Source organism: Micrococcus sp. HSID17227, from assembly GCF_003989405.1.
Taxonomy (GTDB): Bacteria; Actinomycetota; Actinomycetes; order Actinomycetales; family Micrococcaceae; genus Micrococcus; species Micrococcus luteus.
In genome coordinates this window covers 1-1,427 of record NZ_RBLN01000397.1, presented here as the reverse complement: position 1 = coordinate 1,427, position 1,427 = coordinate 1, and the positions used below count along the sequence as shown (strand labels likewise).

Annotated in this window: 1 protein-coding gene; it reads left to right on the top strand. The window is 73.4% G+C overall.

The genetic code is table 11. The features are described from left to right. Positions 1 to 246 precede the first annotated feature (246 nt). A complete protein-coding gene (locus tag D8M29_RS12190) occupies positions 247 to 1,278 on the top strand; it encodes a 6-phosphofructokinase (protein WP_036381514.1) in 1,032 nt (343 codons plus the stop codon). Positions 1,279 to 1,427 lie beyond the last annotated feature (149 nt).

Below are 1,427 nucleotides of genomic sequence, written 5' to 3'. Positions count from 1 at the left end.
TGGCCGTGCCGATGCTCGTGGCCGCGCTCGCGGTGATCGCCCCCGTCATGCTGGGCACTCTGCTCAGCGGCCGTCGTCCCGGCACCCTCGGCCCGGCGAGCGGCATCCTCGTGGGTGCGACGGCCCTCCAGGTCGCCGTCCTCGTGGCCCTCGGCTGACCCGCCGCCCGTCGCCCGTCCCCTGACGCGACGCGGCGGGCACGCCTAGGGTAGTGCCGACCCCCACGAGAACGCCCGAGAGGACCCCATGCGCGTCGGAATGCTCACCTCCGGAGGCGACTGCCCCGGCCTGAACGCCGTCATCCGCTCCGCCGTCCTGCACGGCATCAAGTCGTACGACATGGAGATGGTGGGCATCCGCAACGGATGGTCCGGCCTGATCGAGAAGGACGTCGAGGACCTGCCCCGCTCCCGCGTGCGCGGCCTGGCCCGCACCGGCGGCACCATCCTCGGCACCTCGCGCACGCACCCCTACGACGCGGAGGGCGGCGGCCCGGAGAACATGCTCCGCAACCTGCGCGAGCTGGACATTGACGCCGTCATCGCCATCGGCGGCGAGGGCACCCTGGCCGGCGCGAACCGCCTGGCCGCGGACGGGCTGCCGATCGTGGGCGTGCCCAAGACGATCGACAACGACCTGCAGGGCACCGACTACACGTTCGGCTTCGACACGGCCGTGCAGATCGCCACGGACGCCATGGACCGGCTGCGCACCACGGGTGAGTCCCACCACCGGTGCATGGTCGCCGAGGTCATGGGCCGCCACGTCGGCTGGATCGCCCTGCACTCGGGCATGGCCGCCGGCGCCCACGCGATCCTCATCCCCGAGGTCCGCACCCCCATGTCCCAGGTCGCCGAATGGGTGCAGCAGGTCCACGACCGCGGTCGCTCCCCGCTGGTCGTGGTGGCGGAGGGCTTCATCCCCGAGGGCCACGACGACCCGCTGGCCGAGGCCGGCGTCGAAGCGTCCGGCCGGCCGCGTCTGGGCGGCATCGGCGAGTGGGTGACCCGCGAGATCGAGGAGATGACGGGCATCGAGACGCGCAGCACCATCCTGGGCCACATCCAGCGCGGCGGCGCCCCCACCGCCACGGACCGCGTGCTCTCCACGCGCTTCGGCATGGGCGCCGTCGACCTCGTCGCCCAGCGCCGCTGGGGACAGATGGTGGCGGCCAACGGCACGGAGATCATCTCCATCCCCATGAGCGCCGCCCTCAAGGGCCTCAAGAAGGTGCCGGTCTCCCGCTACGAGGAGGCGAAGATCCTGTTCGGCCGATGAGACCTGACCACCCCGCCGTCGGCGTGCTGGCCCTCGGGCTGGCGCGTCGGCTCGGCCTGCCCGACACCGCGCTCCTACCCGACGACGCCCCCACGGCGGGCGCCGAGCCGCGCCGCCTCGAGGTGGCCCGGCAGGGCGTGGCCGCGGCA